The 17,238-nt window shown below is 69.2% G+C and carries 19 protein-coding genes; 8 read left to right on the top strand and 11 right to left on the bottom strand.

Annotation, left to right across the window (positions count from 1 at the left end; translation table 11 throughout):
* The first annotated feature begins 69 nt into the window (after positions 1 to 69).
* Complete coding sequence (locus OF829_RS05245) at positions 70 to 609, top strand: gluconokinase (RefSeq protein WP_264938932.1); 540 nt, start codon at positions 70 to 72, stop codon at positions 607 to 609.
* Here OF829_RS05245 and OF829_RS05240 read toward each other — a convergent pair whose 3' ends face one another.
* Complete coding sequence (locus tag OF829_RS05240) at positions 610 to 1,287, bottom strand: FadR/GntR family transcriptional regulator (protein ID WP_264938931.1); 678 nt, start codon at positions 1,285 to 1,287, stop codon at positions 610 to 612.
* Between the two features lie 357 nt (positions 1,288 to 1,644).
* On the opposite strand from OF829_RS05240, the gene OF829_RS05235 reads away from it, so the two are divergent.
* Positions 1,645 to 1,872, top strand: coding sequence for a helix-turn-helix domain-containing protein (locus tag OF829_RS05235; RefSeq protein ID WP_264939579.1), 228 nt, complete (start codon positions 1,645 to 1,647; stop codon positions 1,870 to 1,872).
* Here the strand turns inward: OF829_RS05235 and asnB are convergent.
* Complete coding sequence (gene asnB / locus OF829_RS05230; protein ID WP_264938930.1) at positions 1,869 to 3,761, bottom strand: asparagine synthase (glutamine-hydrolyzing); 1,893 nt, start codon at positions 3,759 to 3,761, stop codon at positions 1,869 to 1,871. The two genes, OF829_RS05235 and asnB, sit on opposite strands and share 4 nt — an antisense overlap.
* A 48-nt stretch (positions 3,762 to 3,809) precedes the next feature.
* Here asnB and OF829_RS05225 point away from each other — a divergent pair, with 48 nt between their 5' ends.
* Positions 3,810 to 4,916, top strand: coding sequence for a glycosyltransferase (locus OF829_RS05225; protein ID WP_264938929.1), 1,107 nt, complete (start codon positions 3,810 to 3,812; stop codon positions 4,914 to 4,916).
* Here OF829_RS05225 and OF829_RS05220 read toward each other — a convergent pair.
* Complete coding sequence (locus tag OF829_RS05220) at positions 4,904 to 5,887, bottom strand: sulfotransferase family protein (RefSeq protein WP_264938928.1); 984 nt, start codon at positions 5,885 to 5,887, stop codon at positions 4,904 to 4,906. The genes OF829_RS05225 and OF829_RS05220 overlap by 13 nt on opposite strands.
* Between OF829_RS05220 and OF829_RS05215 the strand changes: the two genes are divergently transcribed.
* Positions 5,886 to 6,758, top strand: coding sequence for a polysaccharide pyruvyl transferase family protein (locus tag OF829_RS05215; RefSeq protein WP_264938927.1), 873 nt, complete (start codon positions 5,886 to 5,888; stop codon positions 6,756 to 6,758). The two genes, OF829_RS05220 and OF829_RS05215, sit on opposite strands and share 2 nt — an antisense overlap.
* On the opposite strand, the gene OF829_RS05210 is transcribed toward OF829_RS05215, so the two are convergent.
* The 6 genes from OF829_RS05210 to OF829_RS05185 form a co-directional block, all read right to left on the bottom strand.
* On the bottom strand, positions 6,748 to 7,503 hold the full coding sequence (locus OF829_RS05210; protein WP_264938926.1) for a 2OG-Fe(II) oxygenase family protein: 756 nt from the start codon (positions 7,501 to 7,503) through the stop codon (positions 6,748 to 6,750). The genes OF829_RS05215 and OF829_RS05210 overlap by 11 nt on opposite strands.
* Entirely contained in the window at positions 7,500 to 8,579 is a 1,080-nt protein-coding gene (locus tag OF829_RS05205) for a glycosyltransferase (RefSeq protein WP_264938925.1), read from the bottom strand. The genes OF829_RS05210 and OF829_RS05205 overlap by 4 nt, the downstream gene beginning before the upstream one ends.
* Complete coding sequence (locus OF829_RS05200; protein ID WP_264938924.1) at positions 8,576 to 10,345, bottom strand: ABC transporter ATP-binding protein; 1,770 nt, start codon at positions 10,343 to 10,345, stop codon at positions 8,576 to 8,578. Before OF829_RS05200 ends, OF829_RS05205 begins: the two co-directional genes overlap by 4 nt.
* 80 nt (positions 10,346 to 10,425) lie before the next feature.
* Positions 10,426 to 11,127, bottom strand: a complete 702-nt coding sequence (ung, locus tag OF829_RS05195) for a uracil-DNA glycosylase (RefSeq protein WP_264938923.1) — start codon at positions 11,125 to 11,127, stop codon at positions 10,426 to 10,428.
* 34 nt (positions 11,128 to 11,161) lie between these two features.
* Positions 11,162 to 11,839, bottom strand: coding sequence for an endonuclease III domain-containing protein (locus OF829_RS05190; protein ID WP_264938922.1), 678 nt, complete (start codon positions 11,837 to 11,839; stop codon positions 11,162 to 11,164).
* A gap of 39 nt (positions 11,840 to 11,878) precedes the next feature.
* Positions 11,879 to 12,058: a DUF3008 family protein gene (locus OF829_RS05185; protein ID WP_264938921.1), complete on the bottom strand. Its 180-nt coding sequence runs from the start codon at positions 12,056 to 12,058 to the stop codon at positions 11,879 to 11,881.
* Positions 12,059 to 12,108: 50 nt separating this feature from the next.
* On the opposite strand from OF829_RS05185, the gene OF829_RS05180 reads away from it, so the two are divergent.
* Positions 12,109 to 12,480: a tRNA-binding protein gene (locus OF829_RS05180; RefSeq protein ID WP_264938920.1), complete on the top strand. Its 372-nt coding sequence runs from the start codon at positions 12,109 to 12,111 to the stop codon at positions 12,478 to 12,480.
* Between the two features lie 76 nt (positions 12,481 to 12,556).
* Entirely contained in the window at positions 12,557 to 13,114 is a 558-nt protein-coding gene (locus OF829_RS05175; protein ID WP_264938919.1) for a carbohydrate binding domain-containing protein, read from the top strand.
* Here the strand turns inward: OF829_RS05175 and ubiG are convergent, their stop codons facing one another.
* Complete coding sequence (gene ubiG / locus OF829_RS05170) at positions 13,115 to 13,846, bottom strand: bifunctional 2-polyprenyl-6-hydroxyphenol methylase/3-demethylubiquinol 3-O-methyltransferase UbiG (RefSeq protein WP_264938918.1); 732 nt, start codon at positions 13,844 to 13,846, stop codon at positions 13,115 to 13,117.
* Between the two features lie 59 nt (positions 13,847 to 13,905).
* Between ubiG and OF829_RS05165 the strand changes: the two genes are divergently transcribed.
* Positions 13,906 to 15,162: an aspartate kinase gene (locus OF829_RS05165; RefSeq protein ID WP_264938917.1), complete on the top strand. Its 1,257-nt coding sequence runs from the start codon at positions 13,906 to 13,908 to the stop codon at positions 15,160 to 15,162.
* A gap of 6 nt (positions 15,163 to 15,168) precedes the next feature.
* Here OF829_RS05165 and OF829_RS05160 read toward each other — a convergent pair whose 3' ends face one another.
* A complete protein-coding gene (locus OF829_RS05160) occupies positions 15,169 to 16,320 on the bottom strand; it encodes an aspartyl/asparaginyl beta-hydroxylase domain-containing protein (protein ID WP_264938916.1) in 1,152 nt (383 codons plus the stop codon).
* Between the two features lie 133 nt (positions 16,321 to 16,453).
* Here OF829_RS05160 and OF829_RS05155 point away from each other — a divergent pair, with 133 nt between their 5' ends.
* Entirely contained in the window at positions 16,454 to 17,227 is a 774-nt protein-coding gene (locus OF829_RS05155) for a polysaccharide lyase (protein WP_264938915.1), read from the top strand.
* The last annotated feature ends 11 nt before the right edge of the window (positions 17,228 to 17,238 follow it).

The raw sequence follows: 17,238 nt of genomic DNA, 5'->3' as shown, positions 1-17,238 counted from the left end.
GGGGACATGCGGCGACGTTGGCGCGCTTATTGCCGGAACCGGGGAAACAGGGTGCAAGCACAGCCGATCATGACCGGATTGCCGCCCTGTGCGATCGTCGCGATGGGGGTGAGCGGTTGCGGCAAATCGACGCTGATCGGGCATCTCGCGCTGCACCTCGCCTGCCCCGCCTTCGAGGGCGATGATTTCCACGCGCCCGCCAGCATCGCCAAGATGCGTGCGGGCAAGCCGCTCCAGGACGCCGACCGCTGGCCCTGGCTCGACCGGCTGGGCGCCGCGATCGGCGATGCGGTGCGCGAAGGCGGGCTCGCCATCGCCGCCTGCTCGGCGCTCAAGCGCAGCTATCGCGAGCGGCTCGAGCGCGCCGCGGGGGTGCCGTTGCTGTTCGTGCTGCTCGATGGCGAGCGCGAGGAGATCGCCGAGCGCCTCGCCGCCCGCGCACGGCATTATATGCCGGCCAGCCTGCTCGACAGCCAGTTCGCCGCGCTCGAACGGCCCGCGGCCGATGAGCGCGCGCTGGCGCTGCATTGCTATCGCCCGGTCGACGAGCTGCGCGGCGACGTGCTCGACTGGGCGCAGGCCGCGATCACCGTGGAAAGCTATTCCTGATCAGGGCATCAGCCGCTTGCGGCCCTGCGACAAATGCCAGCGCATCGCGAGCGCCGCGCCGTCGCCATCCTGCGCGCGGATCGCATCGACGATGGCGTCATGCTCGTCCATCATCGCGCCGATCACCTCGGGCGGGCGCGAGCGCGAAATCTCGACCCCGGCGCGCAGGATCTTGCTCACCTCGGTCTCGAGATTATCGAAGATATCGACGAACGCGCTGTTGCCGGTCGCCTCGGCGATCGCGCGGTGGAGCAGCCAATCCTCGTCATGCGCCGGCGCGCTCGAGAGCAGGGCGGTGCGCAGCGCCTCGAGCGCGGTTTCGATCGCTTCCATTTGCTGATGCGAGCGCCGCTGCGCGGCCAGCCGCGCGGCTTCGGCCTCCAGGACGAAGCGGACCTCATAGGTGCCGAGCGTCCCGGCCAACCCGTCCATCGGCACGTGCGAGCCCAGCCGCGCGGACGGGCGGCGCTTGACATAGGAGCCCGCGCCGCGCCGCGCCTCGGTGATCCCGTCGGCGGCGAGCCGCACCAGCGCCTCGCGCACGATCGTCCGCGACATGCCGAACGTTTCCGCCAGCCGCGCCTCGGACGGCAGCCGGTCGCCCGGCGCCAGATCGTCCTCGTTGATGATCCCGACGATCGCGGTATAGGCGCGATCCGCCAGCCTGCCCTCTTGCACGGCAGATCCCCTCCAAGCCCGTGCGCGGATATTTCCGCTGTCCGATCGATGTAGCCGAGCCCCGCCACCATGGCGAGTCCGGCCCCTTATGGTCCTTCGCCGCGCATTTTTCCTGACATCGTTGTCCTGCGCGGAAGTCCTCGACTTTTTGCGATTCGGCCTGATCTGTAAGACAGGTTTTCGGCTTTCGACAGCAAAAAAGCGCTTGCTTCCGTCAAACCGGGCGGAACATAGTGAAATCTGTCCAACCGATTCTGGATCAACCGGGAAGGCCGGGACAATCGATCAAGCCCGTGCGGCGAGGGAGAGGGAAACATGACGGGGACCGTCCAGGAAGCGAACCAGACGGTGAAGGCGATGCCGGCAGCAGCGGGCGCGATCGCCGATGTTCGGCTCACGCCCACCCAGATCAAGGTGTTGCGCGGTGTCCATTCGGGCCAGCTCAACAAGCAGATCGCCTATGAGCTCGGGATCGCCGAAGCGACGGTGAAGGCGCACATGACCGCGCTGATGCGCAAGCTCAACGTGCGCAACCGCACCCAGGTCGCGATCGCCGCCCAGTCGCTCGCCCTCCACGCATCCTAACGCCGCGCCGCCCAGGCCTGGAACATCAGTACCGCCCAGAGCCGGCGGCTGTTGTCGGCGAGCCCGGCGCGATGATCGCGCCATAGCGCCTGCACCGCCGTTGCGTCGAAGCGTGTGAGCGCGGACGGAGCAAGCAGATCGTCCGCCCAGTCGCGGAGCGGGCCGCGCAGCCAGGTGGCGAGGGGCACGCTGAACCCCTGTTTGGGCCGGTCGTTCAGCGCGCGCGGCACGCGCTTTTCGAGCAGGCGGCGCAGCGGCCATTTGCTCTCGCCCCGATGGAGCCCGATCGACGCTGGCAGGGTGAAAGCGAAATCGACCAGCCGGTGATCGAGCATCGGCATCCGCGTCTCGAGGCTCACCGCCATCGCGCCGCGATCGACCTTCGCCAGCAGATCGTCGGGCAGATAGGTGCGCGCGTCGAGCGAAGCGAAAAAGGTCGGGAGATCGACGCCCGGCGGACGCGTGAAGCGGCCCAGGGCCAGCGGCGAGACTGCGCCTTGCGCAAGCAGCCCCGCCTCGCCGCGCCAATCCGCCGTCGCCGCGATGAAGCGCTCGGCCGGGCCGCTCAGCCCGAGGCGGTGGACGATGCTCGTCACGCGCGCGGCGGTCATCGGCTTGCCTGGCGCGAACGGGAGGCGGTCATAGACCTTTGCCACCGCGTCAGGCGGGAGCCTGCGCAGCGCCGCGGCGAGCGCCGCCTTGCCCGGCAGCTTCTCGATCGATGCCGAGGCGACATGGCTCGGATAGCCGCAGAACAGCTCGTCGCCGCCATCGCCGCTCAGGCTCACCGTCACCTGCTCGCGCGCCAGCCGCGAGACCAGGGCGACCGGGATCTGCGACGAATCGGCGAAGGGCTCGTCCCAGATTTGCGGGAGCGAGGGGATCAGCGCGAGCGCGTCGGCGGCGGTCACCTCGAGTTCGCTGTGATCGGTGCCGAGATGCGCCGCCACCGCGCGGGCGTGGTGGCGCTCGTCGCATGCGGGGTCGTCGAAACCGAGCGAGAAGGTCTTCACCCGGGAGGAGTTCTCGCGCATCAGCGCGACGACCGCGCTCGAATCGATCCCGCCCGAGAGGAAAGCTCCCACCGGCACATCGGCGACCGCCTGGAGCCGCACCGCCTCTGTCAGCAGCCGTTCGACCTGCTCCGCCGCCTCCTCCGCCGAACCCGCAAAACGCGGTGCGGCGAGCGAGGTTTCGAGCGTCCAATAGGTCCGCTCGGTCTCGTGGCCCTGCGGGTCGAGCGTCAGCATCGTCCCCGGGCGCAGCTTGCGCACACCGCGGAAGATCGAGCGCGGCGCGGGGACCTGGTTGAACCAGCAATAGAGCCCCAGCGCCTCGTCATCTATGGCGGCTTCGAACCCCGGAAAGCGATCGAACGCCTTGAGTTCGGAGGCGAAGACGAAGGCGCCGCCCACGTGGCCGTAATAAATCGGCTTCTCGCCCATCCGGTCGCGGGCGAGGGTCAGCACCCGCTCCTGCTTGTCCCAGATCCCGATTGCGAACATCCCCACCGAACGCTCGATCGCGCCCGCGACACCCCAGCGCTCGATCGCGGCGAGCAGCGTCTCGGTATCCGAATGGCCGCGCCAGGGTCTTGCCGGTTCGAGCCCGTCGAGCTCGGCACGAAGCGTGCGGTGGTTGTAGATCTCGCCGTTGAACACGATCGCATAGCGTCCGGTGCGCGACGCCATGGGCTGCGCGCCCTCGGGCGACAGGTCGACCACGCTCAGCCGGCGATGCCCCAGCGCGATGCCGCTCTCGGGGTCGAGCCAGGTCCCGCCATCGTCGGGGCCACGGTGCCGCTGCACCTCGGCCATGCGCGCGATCACGGCGCCGGCGTCAGCGACGGCCGGCGCGTGGAGCTGGAGAAAGCCGGCGATCGCGCACACCGCCGAACCCTTTCACGAGGCGGCCGATCATGTCAAAGCCGCGGGCCAATGACCGATCGCCGTCCGATTTGCTTCTTCATTCCGACACTTGAGCCGGGCGGCGCCGAGCGCAAGACGGTGGTGCTCGCCAATGGTTTCGCCAGGCGCGGCCGCGCGGTCGATCTGCTCGTCGCCATCGATGCCGACGGGCTGCTGCGCGGCGAAGTGCATCCCGCGGTCCGCATCGTCGAACTCAAGCTGCGCCGGTCGCGCTATTTCTTCGTGCCGGTGCGGCGCTATCTGCGCGCGGCGCGCCCGCGCATCCTGGTCTGTGTGATGCATCATGCCGCGGTGTTCGGCATCGTCGCGCGGCTTGGTAGCGGCACGAATACGCCCATCGTGATCGTCGAGGGCGGCATGAACCTCACCGCGATCCGCGCGGTTTCGTGGCTGCGCTACCAGGCACTCCGGGCGCAGATCGCGCTGATCTATCGCCGCGCCGCGCGGATCTTCGTCAACGCCGCGCCGATCGCGGCGGAGCTGATCGGCCACGCGAAACTGCCCGCGGAGCGGCTCGAGTTCATCCCCAATCCCTCGGCCTGCGCAGTGTTCGACGATGCCGAAGCGGATATGGTGAGCGACTGGCCCGAGGGCGATGCGCCGGTGGCGATCGCGGTCAACCGGCTCGACGACAACAAGGATGTCGCGACCTTGTTGCGGGCAGTCGCGCTGGTCCGCGTACAGCGGCCGCTCCGGCTGGTCATCCTCGGCGACGGGCCCGAGCGCGGCGCACTCGAGGCGATGGCTCGGGAACTGGGGATCGCCGCTGACGTGCATTTCCTCGGGCGCCGGCTCAAGCCCTGGCACCATGTCCGCCGCGCCCAGCTCTTCCTGCTCTCGTCGCGGACCGAGGGTTTCTCGAACGCGCTGGTCGAAGCGATGGCGGTCGGCTGTCCGGTGGTCGCGACCGATGCCCCCGGCGGCAACGCGTTCGTGCTCGAGCAGGGCCGCCACGGCGCGCTGGTGCCGGTGGGCGATGCGCACGCAATGGCCCAGGCGATGGCGGCGATGCTCGATCGCCCGACGCCGCCTGCGCAACTCATCGAACGCGCGCGCAGCTTCGCCGAGGGGCAGATCGACGCCTATCTCGCCGCGATCGAGCGCTATGCGCGTTGAATGAGGCGGGTCCAGGCGCGGGTGGTCAGCACGCTCGCGCGTGCCGCGACGGAGGATTTGCCCCGCTCCTCCGCGCCGATCAGGTCGAGCGGCAACTCCTCGTCCGCCAAGCCGCCGATGCCGTCCCGCAGCGGCCCCAGTTCGTGCGCGATGATCCACGCGTCGAGCCGCGACGGCGCGGGATGTCCAGCGGGCTCGCCGACATGGTTCGTGCCCCCGGGCGCATCCTCGCCGAAGCTCGAATTCCGCTTGCGCGCGAAATCCTTCATCGCGAGCATCGCCTCGATCTCGTGCGGCAGCCCGGCGAAATCGCACAACCGCCGCGTCCAGGCCGCAGGCGCCTGGGTGAATTCCTCATAGGGGACGAGCATGAACTGCGCCGGAAAGCGCCGCGCATGATCGAGCCCGCGCAGCGCGCTCGACCGCCAGCTCCGGGCGAAGCGCAGCGGGTCGATCACCTGCCGCGCGCCGCCCTGATGGCAGAGCGAGACATAGGTGGGGATCGGATCGCGGATCAGCTGGACGAAGCGCAGGCCCGGTCCGAACCAGGCGAGCAGGGTCTCGAACCGGCGCTCGAGATAGGGGGTCTTCTCCCCGAAGCGCGGCTTGCCCGCCGCCGCGGCATAGGCGCGCAAGGGCGCGGCATAGATGGCGCCCGGCGACCGGTCGCTCGCCGCCAGCATCGCCTCGGCGCTGCCCGGCGCCAGGCCCCATTCGCGCAGTTTGGGCCAGTCCAGGATCGCCGCGAGCACCGTCTCTGGCGCGCGCGCCCAATCGTCATTGCCGCGCACCGGCGGGGTATCGAAGAATTGATATTCCTTGGGCGGCAGCGCCAACTGGCTGTTCGACCCCAGGATTGCGCGCACCATGCCCGTGCCCGATCGGTGCGGCCCGCCGATGAACAGGGGCTGCGGGCCGGGCTCGCCTCGGCTAGGGTCGCCGTCCCGTTCGGGCGAGGGAGGGGGTGCCATGGCCGATAGCTGCTTCGCGATGCTCTGCTATCCCCTGTCGCACAATCTCGGCGACGAAATCCAGAGCATCGCCGCGCGGACCTGGCTGCCGCGCGTCGACCGGCTGGTGAGCCGTGAGGCGCTCGATCGCGATCCGGGCGCCGAGGTCGCGATGATCCTCAACGGCTGGTTCATGCACCGGCCGCGCCACTGGCCGCCGCATCCGAGGTTCGCGCCGCTGGTCACCTCGTTGCACCTGAGCCGCGACCGGCCCGGTGGACCTCGTGCCTTCTGGAACCGTACGGCTGCCGAACGGATGCTGCGGGGCGAGGGGCGCGCCTGGCTCGAACGCCACGGACCCGTCGGCGCGCGCGACCCTTCGACGCTCGATCTGCTCCAGCGTGCGGGGATCGACGCCTATCATTCGGGCTGCCTGACGCTCACCTTGCCGCGACCCGAGGTTGCTCGCGGCGATGCGGTGATCGCGTGCGATCTCGGGCCCGCCGAACTGGCGGCGCTGCGGACGGTGACCTCCGCGCCGGTCGTCACCACCCATATCGACCGCGCCACCCGCGATCCGCATCAACGGCTCGAAAAGGCGGCCGCTTTGCTCGATCTCTATGCGCGGGCCAAGGCGGTGGTGACCAGCCGCATCCATTGCGCCTTGCCCTGCCTCGCGCTCGGCACGCCGGTGCTGTTCGTCACGCAATGGCCCGGTCATTACCGGCTCGAGCCCGCGATGCGGCTGGCGCTCGCCTGCTCGGCCAAGGACTTCATCGCCGGGCGCCACGGCTTCGATTTCGCCGCGCCGCCGCCCAATCCGGATCGCTATCTGCCGTTCCGCGAGGCGCTGATCGCGCGGGTCCGGGCCTCGCCTTTGCTCACCGCCTGATCCGCCGCAGCGCGCGCGCCAGCAGCCCGGGCCGCGGCGCCTCGGGGAGCGGGTCCCACAGATCGGCCGAGCTCGACACGGTGATCTGGATGAAGTTGCGGGGAGAGGCCTGTGCACGGATCGGCGAGACCGAATGGACCGAGGCGTTGACGCAGGGGAACATCACCATGCGGTTGTGCCGCGGGCGGATTGTCTCGACGGGCGCGCCGGCCGCGTCGTGGAGCACCAGGTCGCCCCCGTCCATCGCCGCCTCGTCGCCGTCGCAGCAATAGATGAGCATCGTCGCGGCGCGGCGGCGATGATCGACATGCGGGCGGCGGTCATAGCCGGCATTGCCCTGCAGGATATCGGTGCGGACGAACAGCGCGTCGGGCGCGAGGCCGGTTGGGGCAAGGTGACGTGCTTCCTTCTCCACCCGGTCCTCGACATGCGCCACGAAGCGCGCGTTCGAGAGATCGACCCGCGCCTCGCGCGCCAGATCGTCGCGAAAGGCGCCGAGCATATAGTCGACGAACGCCTGGCTCTGCGTCCAGTCGAACAGCTGCCGCCAGGCGGGCTGCGCCTCGAGCAGCGCGGCATAGGCGGCATCGTCCTTGAACAGCGAATAGCCGGTCGGGCCGCTATTGGGCGGGCATTCGGGAAAACTATCGCGCAGGCTGCGATAGAGGTCCGCATCGAGGAAATCCTCGGCGACGGCATGAGGGAAAGGGTCGCGGCGGATGGGCGGAACGGCGGGGAAGCTCATGCGCCGGCCTTTTGCCCCATCCCGCGCCGAAGCGCGAGCGTCGCGGCACGCCACAGCCAGGCCAGCCCCTCGCCACGCTGACCCCGCGCGATCAGGCCGCGCCCCAGCGCCGCCATCCGCCGGGCGAGGCGGGCGTCGCGCCGGTCCTCCGCTGCGCCGGCAAAGGCAGCGGCGGCGATCGCGGGCAGTTCGGCGGAGTCGAGGCCGGGCAGCACGGCACGCGCGAGGTCGGTCAGCGCCGCGTCCGATGCGCCGCCATTGCGCATCCGGCCGAGCGCGAGTTCGCCGATGTCCATCTTGAGTTCGAAGCGTTCCTCGGCGGTGAAGGGCATCGACGCCAGATCGCCCGCGACCAGCCGCTCCCGGTCCGCCAGCGGATCTGCCCGGCCCAGCCGGTTCGCCGCCACCGCGATCCGCGAGGCGACGATCTGCGCGGGCCGATTGCGCGAGCCGCTGCTCTCCGCATGCCGGCGATAATCGAGCAGCCGCTCGGGCAGATTATCGAGCGCGAACCGCCCGGCCATGCGCAGCCACAGGTCGAAATCCTCGGCATGGCGGAAGCGCTCGCGATAGCCGCCGACCGCATCGAATGCCGCCTTGCGCATCGTCACCGCCGGATGCGCCAGCGCATTCTCGCCGCGCCGCAGCGCCCGCGCGACCCGCTCCGCGCCGCACGGATAGGCGTGCCGCCCGGTCTCGCGCCCTGCGGCATCGATATAGGTCACCGCAGAGCCGACCGCGGCGACCCCGGGATGCCGGTCGAGAAACGCCGCCTGAAGCGTGAGCCGATCGGGCCGCGCGATATCGTCGGCATCCATCCGCGCGATCAAGCTGGCCCGCGCCGCCGCGCAACCGCGGTTGAGCGCCGCGACGATGCCGCGATGCTCCTGCCGCAGCACCACGAGCCGCGGGTCCCGGACCCCGGCCAGCACCTCCGCGATGCCGTCGCTCGATCCGTCGTCGACCACGATCAGCTCGAGATCGCCGAGGCTCTGCGCGAGAATGCTGCCGATGCTCCGGGCAAGGTGGCGCCCCCCGTCATGGACGGGCATCACCACGCTGACCCGCGGGCTCATCGCCGCGCGCCGCCGCCGGTCTTGTCGGAGACCAGCCGCCCCTCCTCGATGACGATCACCCGGTCGCATTGTTCGAGGCTTTCGGGCCGGTGCGCGATCATCACCATGGTCGGGCGCGGATCGATCGCGCGCAGATCGCCGATCAGCCGCCGCTCGCCGGGCAGGTCGATCGCGTTGGTGGCCTCGTCGAGGATCAGCAGCCGCGGCTTGCGGATCAGCGCGCGCGCGACCGCGAGCCGCTGGCGCTCGCCGCCTGAAAGCAGGGTGCCGCGCTCGCCCAATGCGGTGTCCAGACCCTTGGGCATCCCCCGCACCAGCGCCGCCGCCCCCGCGCGTTCGAGTGCCTCCCACAAGGCCGCCTCGTCAGCCTGCGGGTCGGCCCAGAGCAGGTTCCGCCGCACGCTGTCGTGGAAAAGATAGGGGTCCTGCGCGACATAGCCGATCTGCGCGCGCCACGCCGGCAGGGCCGCGCCGTCGAGCAGCTCGCCGCCCACCCGGACCTCGCCCGCCTGTGGCCGGTGCAGCCCGACGAGCAGGTCGGCGAAGCTGGTCTTGCCCGCGCCCGAAGCGCCGGTCACGCCGAGAAACTGCCCTTCGGGGAGGCTGATCGAGAAATCGCGAAGCCCGGCGTCCCGCTCGCTGCCGGCATGCACGAAACTCACGCCGCTGAAACTGACCGCGCCCGTGAGGCGCTGGCCGGGATGCGCGGGGGCGCCGATATGGGGTTCGGCCGACACGGCGAGCTCCGCCTCCAGCCCGTCGAGCGACGCGTGGTGCGGCACGAGCTGCGCCAACTGCTGCGCCGCCTGGCGGAAGGTGACCGCGGGTCCCGCCATCCGCACCAGGATCACCAGCAGGCCGACCAGGGTCGCCGGATGGATGTGCATCACCGCCAGCCCGACCACGCAGATCACCAGCCCGATGAACCCCGCGGCGATCCCGAACAGAAGCTGGCTGCGCGCCTGGAAGCGGGCATGCGCCATCTGGCGGTCGGCGATGCCGTGGAGCACGCCTTCCATCTCGGCGATATAGGGATGCTGCAGGTCCTGGCTCACGGCGAGCTTCAGCCCGCCGAAATATTGCATGATATTGTCCATCAGCGCGACGTTCGCCGAGCCGGTCTGCTCGCCCAGGCGCTGCGCGCGCCGCATCGTCGTCGCCAGCAGCAGCGCGCCCGCGCCGAGAAAGACGAAGCAGATCAGCGCGAGCCCGGGGGCGAGCACCAGCGCCGCGGCGCACTGGCCCGCCAGCAGCACCAGCGCGACCGCCACCTGCTGGAGCAGATGCGCCGCCGCCTTGATCTGAAGGATATCGGTGTTGAGCGCATGCGCCACCCGCGCCTGCTGCATCCGCGCGACCACTTCCCAGCGCGTGCCCGCGAGCCGCCGCAGCACCGCACTGCTGCGCCCCTCGACAAACTCGATCCGCTGCCGCGCCAGCAGCACGTCGCGCACCGCCGCGACCAGGATGCGCAGGATCATCACCGCCGCGAACACCGCGAACAGGAAGATCAGGCGCGAGGTGCGGCGGTCGAGATGGAACAGGTGGAACACCCAGCCGAGCAGCTCGGCGAGCCGGGTCGCCGAAGCACCCGTGCCGATCGTCACCGAAAGCATCGGCACCAACAGCACCAGTCCGACGCCTTCGAGACCCGCGCCGGCCAGCATCGCCGCGAGCGCCAGCCCGGTGCGCCGCGGACCCGAGAAGCGCGCGAAGGCCAGCGCGAACCGGACGATCATCGCGACCGGCCCGGGATCGGGCGCCACGGGTGCGGAAGAAGGGGAGGGGCGGTTCATGTGCATGGGTCGCTAGGGGGCCGGGGGTGCGGAGGATTTCCTCGCACGCCTTAGCCGATGCGCTCCGGCAGCTTCCAGTCGATCGGCTTCATGCCCTGACTCTCCAGAAAAGCATTGGCCTTGGAAAAGGGCTTCGAGCCGAAAAAGCCGCCATGCGCCGAGAGCGGCGAGGGGTGGACCGACTTGAGGACGAGGTGCCGCCCGCCGCGATCGATCGAATCGACGAACGCCGCCTTTTTCTGCGCATGGCTGCCCCAGAGCATGAACACCACCGGCTCGGGCTTGGCATTGACCAGCCGGATCACCGCGTCGGTGAACCGTTCCCAGCCGCGCCCCTGATGCGAGGCGGCGATCCCCATCTGCACCGTCAGCACAGCGTTGAGCAGCAGCACGCCCTGCTCGGCCCAATGCTCCAGAAAGCCGTGCCGCGCGGGCGGGATGCCGAGATCGCTCTGCAGCTCCTTGTAGATGTTGACCAGGCTCGGCGGCACGCGGATATCGGGCCTGACCGAAAAACACAGCCCATGCGCCTGGCCGGGGCCATGATAGGGATCCTGCCCGAGGATCACCACGCGAACCTGCTCGAGCGGGGTCAGGTCGAGCGCGCGGAACCACTCGCCGCCCGCCGGGAAGATGCGCTTGCCCGCCGCCTTTTCCGCCACCAGATATTCGCGCAGCGCCGCCATATAGGGGCTCTCGAATTCCGGCCGCAGCGGTTCGAGCCAGCTCGGGTGCAGTTTGACGTCGCCCATGGCCTCCGGAAATGCGGCAGGCGCGGCTATCCCGTCAACCGGCCCTGCAATCGCCTGCGAGCGGACAGCCTGCGCAATCGGCCCGGTCGGGCCGGCAGCGCGTCTGGCCAAGCCGCTTCATCAGGACATGGAAGTCCAGAAACTCATCCCCCGACCATTCGGACATCGCACCGGTCACTGCCTCGCTGACCGCCGCCGCCTCTGCATGCGCGCCGGCAAAGCCGAGGCGCCGGAAGATGCGCAACACATGGCTGTCGACGATGAACACCGGGCGGTTGAGCGTGCTGGCGTTGAGCGTCGCCGCCGCGACCTTGCGGCCGACGCCGGGGAAGCGCTCGAGCCAGGCCAGCGCCTCGGCGAGCGGGGCCTCCCCAAGAAAATCGAGCGCGAAGCCGCCGCGCTCGGCCTCGATCCCGCGCAGCGTCTGGACGAGATACCCCGCCTTGTCCCCCGCAAAGGTCACGTCGCGGATGCACCGCGCAATCTCGCGCCGCGGCGCCCGTGCGACCCGCCGGGGCGAGCGGTAGCGTGCGACCAGCCGGTCATAGGCTGCGAGCGACACAGCATCGCGGGTGCGCCCGCTGATCATCGATTTGACGAGCTGCCCGACCGGCTTGCGCCGCGTCCACAAGCGCGGCGGCCCGGATGCCCGCAACGCCCCGCGCCAGCGCAGGATATCGTCATGCCCATTGAAGCCGAAGCTCGGTTGCATCCGGCAATAATGGAACAAACACGGAACAACCGCAAGCGTTCAGACGTGCTCGGGCTTGCCCTTGCGCTTGGTATGCGCGAATTCCTCGAGCTGCTTCTGGGTCATCGATTCCGCCATTTGCCTGGAGGCGCCCTTGAGCTTGGATTTGGGCGTATCGCCCCGCTTGGCGGAAAGCGCCGCGCCGGCGGCCTTTTGCTGGGCAGCGGATTTTGCAGGCATGATGCGAACTCCTTACAAGATGGCGCATCAACCAGTCCGGAGCAAAAAGGGTGCATGTTCATCACGATAGCGGCGCGGTGGCCGCACCGGTCATCGGTTTCGACCAGTTCCTCGCGGTCGATATCCGCGTCGGTACGATCGTCGAGGCGCTGCCTTTCCCCGAGGCGCGCAAGCCTGCCTATCGGCTCGCGATCGATTTCGGCCCCGCGATCGGGGTCAAGCGCTCCTCGGCGCAGATCACCGAGCATTACACGCTCGATCAGTTGCCCGGGCTTCAGGTCGCCGCGGTGGTCAATTTCCCGCCGCGCCAGATCGGGCCGATGATGTCCGAGGTGCTGACGCTCGGTTTCCCCGACGCGGACGGCAAGGTCGTGCTGTTCCACCCCGGCGTCCCGGTTCCGAACGGCGGGCGCCTCTTCTAAAGCCATTGATCGGCGCCCGGCGCGGATTTATGTTTCATGAAAACGATTTTCAGAAACAAATATCGGGGAGGAAATCATGTCGCTTCGTATCGCGCTCGCTCTGGGTCTGCTGGCTGCTCCGGTGGCCGCCATCGCCGCGCTGCCGCAGCAGCAAAGCGACGATGCCGCCGCCCGGCAGATCGTCAACAATCCCGATCCTTCGACCTTCACCATTTATGGCGTGAACCCCACGCCCAAATCGAAGCGGGACGACACCGTGCAGGGCGGCCGCTCGCTGGCCGTCTCGGTGACCGGCAGCGGCACGCCCTATGCGGTCGGGATCGGTTCGCCGATCCTCCAGGACATCAAGGCGGGCGATCATCTGGTGCTGATGTTCTATGCCAAGCTCGTCAAGGCAGAGCCCGGCGTGACCACCGCCACGATCAACGCACAGGTCCAGCTTTCCAGCGCGCCCTACACCACGATCTTCGCCAAGCCGTTCGAGATCACCCCCGAATGGAAGCTGTTCCAGGTCGCGGGCGTCGCCGACAAGGATTATGCCAAGGGCACGATCGGCGCGACCTTCCATGTCAACACCGGCAAGCAGACCGTGGCGCTCGGGCTGGTCGCGGTGCTCGATACCGACAAGAAATGATCAGGCGCGGATGACCGTCACCAGATAGTCGAGGCTGACATCCTCGCTCAGCACGAAGCCGCGTGCGGGCGAGAAGCCCAGGCCCTGGAGGTGGGTCACCTCAAGCCCAGCCCCGGCGAGCAAAACGGTCAGCTCGTCGGGGGTGAGGAACTGGTTCCAGTCGTGCGTGCCCCTCGGGATGGCGCCGCTTCCCTCGCCGATGGTGATCATCGCGAGCTTCGAGAGCGCGGTGCGGTTCGGCGTCGATAGTATCATCAATCCGCCCGGCGCCAGCGCATCGGCCAACCCGCGTGCAAAGGCCGCGGTGTCGGCGACATGCTCGATCACCTCCATCGATACGACCAGATCGAAGCGCCGCCCGGCGACCGCCTCGATCCCGCCGGCGAGATAGTCGATCTCGAGCCCCACCGCTGCGGCGTGCGCCCGCGCCGCGCCGATATTCTCGGGCGCGGCATCCAGTCCCGTCGCCTTCGCCCCCAACCGCGCCAGCGGCTCGGTCAGCAGGCCTGCGCCGCACCCCACATCGAGCGCCGTCTTGCCCCTGAGCGGCGCGAAATCCGAGGATTCGCGCCCCCAATGCCGGTCTATGCGCTCGCGCAGATAGGCCAGCCGCGCCGGGTTGAGCCGATGGAGCATCGCCGAGCTGCCCTTGGGATTCCACCAGTCGGCGGCGAGCTTGCCGAAATGCTCAGCTTCGCGGGGGTCAACGGTAGCTATTATTGCCTTTGCCATGGCCGCCTCCTATCAGCCCGGCGTCCCCACCCCAAGGCCCGGAAGACAAGACCCCATCCATGGCACGCATCGTGATGAAGTTCGGCGGCACCTCGATGGCCGGAATCGAGCGCATCCGCAGCGTCGCCGCGCGGGTGAAGCGTGAATGGCAGGCGGGCAATCAGGTCGCGGTGGTCGTCTCGGCGATGGCGGGCGAGACCGACCGGCTGGTCGGCTTCTGCCGCGAGGCCTCGTCGCTCTACGATCCCAGGGAATATGACGTCGTCGTCTCCGCGGGCGAACAGGTCACTTCGGGCCTTCTCGCCATTGCGCTGCAGGCGATCGGCGTGCCCGCGCGCAGCTGGCTCGGCTGGCAGCTCCCGGTGCACACCAGCGACGCGCATGCCTCGGCGCGGATCGAGGGGATCGACACGCAAGCGCTCGATGCCTCGCTCGCGCAGGGCGAGGTCGCGGTGATCCCGGGCTTCCAGGGCGTGGCCGACAGCGGCCGCGTGACCACCCTGGGCCGCGGCGGATCGGACACGTCGGCGGTGGCGGTCGCGGCGGCGATGAAGGCCGACCGCTGCGACATCTACACCGATGTCGACGGGGTCTATACCACCGATCCGCGCATCGTGCCGCGCGCGCGCAAGCTCAAGCGCGTGACGTACGAAGAAATGCTCGAGCTCGCGAGCGTGGGGGCCAAGGTGCTCCAGACGCGCTCGGTGGGGCTCGCGATGAAGGAAGGCGTCCGCGTCCAGGTGCTCTCTTCGTTCGTCGACGGCCCCGCCGCCGACACGTTGCCGGGCACGATGATCGTCGGCGAAGAGGAGATTGAAGACGTGGAACGCCAGCTCATCACCGGCATCGCGCACGACAAGAACGAGGCCAAGATCACCCTGGTCGAGGTGCCCGACCGCCCCGGCGCGGTCGCGGCGATCTTCGGTCCGCTCGCGGAGGCCAACATCAATGTCGACGTGATCGTCCAGAACGTCGCCCATGCCACCGGCTCGACCGACGTGACCTTCACCGTCCCCGGCGCCGAGCTCACCCGCGCGCTCGACGTGCTGCAAAAGGCCCAGGTCTCGATCGGCTACAACAAGCTGGTGCATGACAGCCGCGTCTCGAAAATCTCGATCGTCGGCGTGGGGATGCGCAGCCATGCGGGCGTCGCGGCGACGATGTTCAAGACGCTTGGCGAGCGCGGCATCAATATCCTCGCCATCGCCACCTCGGAGATCAAGGTCTCGGTCCTGATCCATGAGGACGAGACCGAGCTGGCGGTGCGGCTGCTGCACACCGCTTATGGTCTCGACGCGGAGGAAGCGGCGGCCTGAGGCCCGCTACTCGAGCAGCGGCCCGCTCGCCAGGGCGGCGAATTCCAGCCGTTCCTGCTCGCTCAGCTCGGGGCGCCAGATGTCGAAGATCAGCACGACGCGGTCCTCGCCGCTGTCGTTCCAGGCTTCGTGCTCGATCGTGTCGTCGAAGACGAGCAGCTTGCCCACCTCCCATTCGCGCACCTCGTTGCCGACGCGGAACCTGCATCCGGGCGGCACGATAAGCGGCAGGTGGCAAACGAGGCGCGTGTTGAACATGCCGGTATGCGGCGGGATCCGCGCGCCGGCGCGCAGCAGCGAGAACATGGCGGTCGGTGAGTTGGCGAATTGCGGCATCGGCGCGGTCTGCACCGCCGCCCAGGTCCGCGGGCAGCGCGCAATCACCGCCTCCTCGTTCCTGCCATTCTCGCACAAAAACAGCACGCTCCAGTCGGGGCTGTCGAGCAGATGGTTCTGGTCGATGCGGGCATGGTTGGGATCGGCCTTGAGATAGGGCCGGAAGTCGCCGCGCATGCCCGCCAGCAGCCCGTTCAGCTCCTCGAGGATCGCGCCGGTCGCGGCCTCGATGCCGGGCGCCCAGTCGAACTGGGCGGTGTCGAAATACTGGATGTTCGGCAGCCCCGGGAAATAATAGCCGGTCGGCTCCTGCACATAGATCCGCTTGCGGCCCGCCAATATGTCGAGCGCCTGCTGAAAGCGCGGACTGCGGCCGGCCACCGGAAAGCCCCGCGCGATCAGCGCCGCTTCGCGCTCGGCATCGAGCCGCTCGCGCCACTCCGCCACCGCGGCCTCCGCCCGCCGGACCTCGGGGACGAGGCTGTCGGGAACCGGCTGGCTTTGCGCGACGAGCAGCGCCGCCTCGTAAAAGCCGAGCGAACCGCGATGGTCGCCCGCGCGGGCGCGGCAATCGCCCTTCATGATGTTCGCGCGCACGTCGCGCTCGTCGAGCCCGCGCAGGCCGTCGATCGCGGCCTCCTCGCCCACGGGATCATTGTCGGCGCGGCAGGCGGTGGCGAGCAGCAGCCAGATCTGGGCATTGGCGCGCCCCGTCGCGGTCACGCGCTGCAGGTGCCCGCGCGCCTCGGCCGCCCGGCCCTGCTGCAAAGCCTCGGCGCCCCGTCGCACCAGGCTCATCGCCTCATCGTTCGTGATCTGCATGGCCCCTTGTGACTATTACAAAAATCGGCCGCGTCCATGCCGAAATCGGGCCCGGCCCCGCCCCGTTGTTGCGGAGCGCCCGGTGCGCGTGCCATGCTGGGCCATGCGCGGCTGGGCGATAGCAATACTGGCGATGGCCCTGACGGGCGCCGGTGCGGGTGCGCGCCAGGGCGCGCGTCCGGTGATCGCCGAGGGGTTCGAAGGCAATGGCGCGGTCGCGCAGGCATTGCTCCGCGACCCCAGGCTGACGCTGGCCGATGGCGCGGGGGTCGGCGGCGGCAGAGCGCTCAGGGCCAGCTATATCGGCGGACCCGTGGGCAGCGAGCGGCTGACCCGCAGCATCGATCTCGGCGAGCGCGGGCCCGAATATACGCTCGACTACGATGTCCAGTTCGAACGCGATTTCCAGTTCGTGCTGGGCGGCAAGCTGCTCGGGCTGGGGCCCGACAGGCCGGTCACCGGCGGCGACCCGATCCGCCCCGACGGCTGGAGCGCGCGGGTGATGTGGCGCACCGGCGGGCATGTCGAACTCTACACCTATCACCAGGACCAGGCGGGCAAATATGGCGATCATGGCGTGGTCGTCCGCCCGCTCTCGTTCGTCACAGGGCGCTGGTACGCCGTCTCGATCCATGTCCGCGTCAACAGCGCCCCCGACAAGGCGGACGGTTTCGTCCGCCTCTATGTCGATGGCGTGCTCACCGAGCAGCAGCAGGGGATCCGGCTGCGTGGGGCAACGAGCGACGACACGCTGATCAGCCGCTTCATGTTCGAGACCTTCCATGGCGGTAACGACCCGAGCTGGGCGCCGAAGAACAGCGACGGCAGCTACGCGACCGTCCATGCGCTGTTCGACAATATCGCGGTGTGGCGCGGCGAGCATGTCCGCAGGGCGCCGGGCCAGTAACGCCGCAAGGC

It is taken from the genome of Sphingomonas caeni (assembly GCF_026013415.1).
Taxonomy (GTDB): Bacteria; Pseudomonadota; Alphaproteobacteria; order Sphingomonadales; family Sphingomonadaceae; genus Sphingomonas; species Sphingomonas caeni.
This window is presented reverse-complemented; position numbering and strand designations above follow the sequence as displayed.